Below are 5,144 nucleotides of genomic sequence, written 5' to 3' on the forward strand. Positions count from 1 at the left end.
ATCGTAAACTGGGTGTTTGAAAGAATCCATTATTTGTGAGTAATTTGGTATATTTTTATAATCTATTTCTTGTACCATTTCTTCATTTATTAATTTATTCACCATATAATCTGATGGGAAAATTAAATCGTAATTTGAAGAACCACTCTTTAATTTTTGGTACATACCTTCATTAGTGTCGTAAGTTTCGTAAACTACTTCTATTCCTGTTTCTTTAGTGAATTTCTCAGTTAGCGCTGGATCTATATAATCCCCCACATTGTATATGTTTAGAACTTCACTAGATTTTTTAGAACCTCCACATCCAGCTAACATACTTGCTGTCATCACAAATGTACATGCTAATGCAACTAATTTTTTTAACTTCATTATTAGAAACCTCCCTTATTTATCAAAAATTTATTTATTATTTTTAATTTTGTTCCAATCTCCTAAGCGTCTGATCGCCATCCATTCAGCCACAGCCTAATTCTCAACGGCGGCCTTTTTATTTCCAATCACGTTAGAAGCTATAAGCAATGCTAAAACCACTATAAACATCAATGTAGAAAGCGCGTTTATCTCAGGACTTATACCTCTTCTTGTCATTGAGTAAATTTCTATTGATAAGTTTGTCACACCGTTTCCTGTTGTGAAGAAACTTATTACGAAGTCATCTATAGACATTGTAAACGCCATAAGCGCCCCAGATATTATACCTGGTTTTATTTGTGGTAAAATTATTTTTCTAAGTGCGTACCATGGTGTCGCACCTAAGTCAAGCGCCGCCTCCTCTATATTTGCAGGTAGTTGTTTTAATTTTGGTAGAACAGATAGTATTACATATGGTATATCAAACACCAAGTGAGATAAAAGCATCGTAGTCATACCAAAATTTACACTTAAAAATACAAATAGAGTCATCATAGACACCCCAGTTACGATATCTGGGTTTAAAACAGGCAGATAGTTTACATTAAGCAAGATGTCTTTTTTTCTGCCGTTTCTCATTTTGTGTATTCCTATAGCCGCTATAGTTCCAACTATAGTCGATATAATTGTCGCTATCACCGCAACTAATAATGTATAGTAAAGAGCCGTCATCATTCTCTCATTTTCAAATAAAGTGTGGTACCAATCCAATGTGAAACCGTTCCAGACAGCCATGGATTTTGAATTATTAAATGAAAATACTGCTAAAGTAACTATTGGTAGGTATAAAAATACATACACCAAAAATAAATATCCGTTTGAAAAAATTTTCTTTATAATAGTAATCCACCGCCTTCCTTGTCTGATCCGTTGCTGTATTTATTCATTATTGCCATAGAGATAAGTATTATGATCATCATGAATATTGATATTGCTGATCCAAAATGCCAATCTCCTACTGACATAAATTGTTGTTCGATTAAGTTTCCTATTAAGTAATATTGTCCTCCACCTAGAAGCTTTGATATTACGAATGTTGATACAGCTGGCATAAACACCATCGTAATCCCTGATACAACTCCAGGTAAGCTAAGTGGGAATATTACCTTTGTGAAGACTTGGGCACCATTTGCTCCAAGGTCCTTTGCTGCGTTTATTAAATCTTGGTCCATTTTTGATAGAGCTGTGTGTATTGGCAGTATCATAAATGGTAGGAAGTTGTAAACCATACCTAATAAAACAGCTGTGTCTGTGTATAATATATTTATAGGTCCAAGGCCTATAGCTCCAAGTAGAGTATTTATAAATCCGTTTTTTCCTAAAAGAGCTGCCCAAGCGTAAGTTCTAAGTAGGAAATTCATCCACATAGGCAATATGCAAAGTAGAAGTAATGTCCCTCTTCTGCTAGGTTTTGCCTTAGTGATCAAGTAGGCTGTTGGATACCCTACTATTAAACATAAAACTGTAGATATAACCGCCAAAGTTAGCGATCTTTTGACAACCTTGAAGTACATTGGCGCTAAAAATTTGTGAAAATTATCTAGTGTGAACACATAGCTACCGTTTACTTGTGTTGTGAAACTGAAGAAAACTATTAATATTAAAGGTATTACTATAAAAAGCGCACTCCATATAACGTAAGGAGTTGCTAATCTTGATTGAGATTTTTGTCTTTTCATTATCACTCACCTCGATAAATTATTCGTCGATTACCTTTCTCATTATATGTATATCTTCAGGGTATATGTCCATACCTAGCATACTTCCTTCTTCTGCCATTTTTGTGTTGTGAAGATACCAAGTTCTTCCGTTTTCTTCTACAGTTATTTCATAATGAACACCTTTGAACACAACAGATGTCACTAGTCCCTTTATCATTCCCTTTTCTGGGTCGACCATCTTGATGTCCTCTGGTCTTATTACGACTTCTATATTTTCGTTTTTATCAAATCCGAAGTCCACGCATTCAAATTCTCTATCACAGAATTTAACCTTGTAGTCTTCAAGCATAATTCCGTCTATTATATTACTTTCTCCGATAAATTTCGCTACAAATGAGTTCTTAGGTTCGTTGTAGATGTCTTGTGGTGTCCCCATTTGTTGAATTTTACCTTTGTTCATAACTACGATTGTGTCTGACATTGTAAGTGCTTCCTCTTGGTCGTGTGTTACGAATACGAAAGTTATTCCTAATTTTTGTTGGATTTTTTTAAGCTCTCTTTGCATCTCCTGTCTTAACTTTAAGTCAAGTGCTCCTAGAGGTTCGTCTAAAAGAAGTACCTTTGGCTCGTTAACTAGCGCTCTTGCTATGGCGATTCTCTGTTGTTGCCCACCACTTAGCGACTCTACTGATCTCTTCTCGAAGCCTTCAAGTGCCACAAGCTTTAGCATTTCCTTGACCTTAGTGTCTATTGTTTTTTTATCCATCTTCTTTATTTTTAGCCCAAAAGCTATATTTTCATACACGTTCATATGTGGAAATAATGCATATTTTTGGAAAACTGTATTTACCTGTCTTTGATAAGGTGGTATGTCGTTTACATTTTTCCCTTCAAACATCACTTCACCTACATCAGCATGCTCAAAACCAGCTATTATCTTTAAAGTAGTTGTTTTCCCGCATCCTGAAGGTCCCAATAAAGTTAAAAATTCGTTTTTCTTTATATCAAGGTTTAAATTATCTAGTACAACAAGGTCGTCGTATTGTTTTGTTATATTTTTTAACTCAATAATATTTTCTGAATTTGCCATAATTTTCTATACACCTCTTCTCTTACTTTTGTGTCTTGCTCATGTCCGTCATCATAACTCTAAAAAGATGGCGGAGTGCTCACCCATATCACCTTAGCCTGAGTCTTTCCAGGGTTTGATATATAGTGATTCATTCTAGGCTTGAAGTAAAAACTCTCACCCTTTTTTACCTTATTAACTCTGTCACCCAAGTGTAGTAAAATATTTCCAGCAATCACAAATCCGAATTCCTCTCCCTCATGTGGCTTTTCTTCCTTATATTGTCCTCCTGGATGCAAAGTTATAATAATCGGCTCCATCATATTCTTTTGCGAATTTGGAATCAACCACTTCAAATGGTATTTTAACTCCTCATCGTCTGTCTCAAACATATCTTCCTTCTTAAAAGTTATTCTCTCTGGGTCTATCTCATTAAAGAATTCCCTCAAATTCGTCCCCAAAATCTCCAAAATATCGATCAAAGTCGCTATCGATGGAGATGTAAGGTTGTTTTCAAGTTGCGATATAAATCCCTTCGAAAGCTCACATCTGTTGGCCAATTCTTCTTGGGTTAACTGCTTTTCCATACGCATACTCTTTATCTTGCTCCCAATATCCATATTTAGGCCTCCCATACTTATAGTTTTAAATTAAAATAATTCTTATTAAAAGTAAACTTTTTTCTTATATTGTTAAACTATTTTTTATTTATTTCTAAACTTAAAGTTTAAAATTACTAAACTAACATTGATATTATATAGCAATCCCGACTAAAATTCAATGTTTTTACAGAAAAAATATATTTTTAATATAAAAGATAAAAAATACTTAAATCTCAACGTTTTTAAGGTTAAATTTTCCTATTTATGTTTATAATATTAATCTTACAATTTAGTATATGTAATTTTTTTGATTAATAAATATTTTTTGTTATAAAATAATTTTTTTGAAATCAATCCTCTATCCTTATTATTCCCAAATTTCTATTTTTTATATAATCGTGTATTTTCCATAAAATAACTGATATAATAATATTTGTATTTCAAAAACAACAATTCATATCAAGGGGGTATTAATTTATGAAAGTTTTACTAATAAATGGAAGTCCAAAGAAAGAAGGATGTACTTACACAGCTTTAAGCGTAGTCGCTAAAGCACTAAACGAAGAAGGCATAGAAACTGAAATATTCCACGTTGGAAACAAGCCAATCGCAGGATGTATGGGATGTGGCTTCTGCAGAAAAACAGGAAAATGCAAATTCGACGATACTGTAAACGAATGCGCATCTAAAGCAAAAGAAGCAGACGGAATCATAGTCGGCTCTCCAGTTCACTATGCATCTGCATCAGGTATGATAACTTCATTTATGGATAGATTGTTCTTCTCATCAAGTGCAGCTCTACAATACAAACCAGCTGCAGTAGTTGCAAGTGCTAGAAGAGCTGGTACTACAGCAACTTTAGACCAATTATCTAAACATTTTACAATATCTAACATGCCTTTAGTAAGCTCATGCTACTGGAACATGGTTCACGGAAACACTCCAGAAGACGTTATGCAAGACCTTGAAGGCCTTCAAATAATGAGAACTCTAGGTAGAAACATGGCTTGGTTACTAAAATCTATAGAAGCAGGTAAAAAAGCCGGCGTTCAAATGCCAATCAAAGAGGACAAAATAAAAACTAGTTTCATAAGATAATTAGACAGCAAAAGCTCCCATAGTAATAAATTCTATTACTGTGGGAGCTATTTATATGTACATTCAAAAATCTAATAAGCCTCGATAATCGCTTGTTTTATATTGTTAAAATACTTGCTATTAAAATCCCAAGCTATATGAAGTCCATCAGACTCACAGTTAATTAAATATCCATTCGAAGCGACAAATCCACTTGTCGTATCTATAAATTTCACGTTTGATTTTGTCTGACAATAGCTTTTAATTTTTGAGTTAAACGAATCTATTTTCTTGTTGTAATTGACTATTTGCTCGTCTGAATAT

At 33.7% G+C, this 5,144-nt stretch carries 6 protein-coding genes and 1 pseudogene; 1 reads left to right on the forward strand and 6 read right to left on the reverse strand.

Features of this window, described 5'->3' with window-relative positions; all coding sequences use genetic code 11:
* From SPD90_RS08835 to SPD90_RS08855, 5 genes and pseudogenes are all read right to left on the reverse strand, one after another.
* Nucleotides 1-369 (reverse strand): annotated as a pseudogene (locus SPD90_RS08835) (PotD/PotF family extracellular solute-binding protein); the annotation flags it as partial.
* A gap of 96 nt (nt 370-465) precedes the next feature.
* Entirely contained in the window at nt 466-1,146 is a 681-nt protein-coding gene (locus SPD90_RS08840; RefSeq protein WP_331680261.1) for an ABC transporter permease, read from the reverse strand.
* Between the two features lie 98 nt (nt 1,147-1,244).
* Nucleotides 1,245-2,090: an ABC transporter permease gene (locus SPD90_RS08845; protein ID WP_320626471.1), complete on the reverse strand. Its 846-nt coding sequence runs from the start codon at nt 2,088-2,090 to the stop codon at nt 1,245-1,247.
* Nucleotides 2,091-2,109: 19 nt separating this feature from the next.
* Nucleotides 2,110-3,162 (reverse strand): spermidine/putrescine ABC transporter ATP-binding protein, encoded by a 1,053-nt coding sequence (potA, locus tag SPD90_RS08850; RefSeq protein WP_320924990.1) that lies wholly within the window; start codon nt 3,160-3,162, stop codon nt 2,110-2,112.
* Between the two features lie 59 nt (nt 3,163-3,221).
* On the reverse strand, nt 3,222-3,761 hold the full coding sequence (locus SPD90_RS08855) for a helix-turn-helix domain-containing protein (RefSeq protein WP_320625344.1): 540 nt from the start codon (nt 3,759-3,761) through the stop codon (nt 3,222-3,224).
* 459 nt (nt 3,762-4,220) lie between these two features.
* Between SPD90_RS08855 and SPD90_RS08860 the strand changes: the two genes are divergently transcribed.
* Nucleotides 4,221-4,841 carry a flavodoxin family protein gene (locus SPD90_RS08860; RefSeq protein ID WP_320924991.1) on the forward strand — a complete coding sequence of 207 codons (621 nt, stop codon included), beginning with the start codon at nt 4,221-4,223 and terminating at the stop codon, nt 4,839-4,841.
* 71 nt (nt 4,842-4,912) lie between these two features.
* Here SPD90_RS08860 and SPD90_RS08865 read toward each other — a convergent pair.
* A partial coding sequence (locus SPD90_RS08865) for a hypothetical protein (RefSeq protein WP_320924992.1) occupies nt 4,913-5,144 on the reverse strand: 232 nt, incomplete at its 5' end.

The organism is Intestinibacter sp. (genome assembly GCF_034113885.1).
GTDB lineage: Bacteria > Bacillota > Clostridia > Peptostreptococcales > Peptostreptococcaceae > Intestinibacter.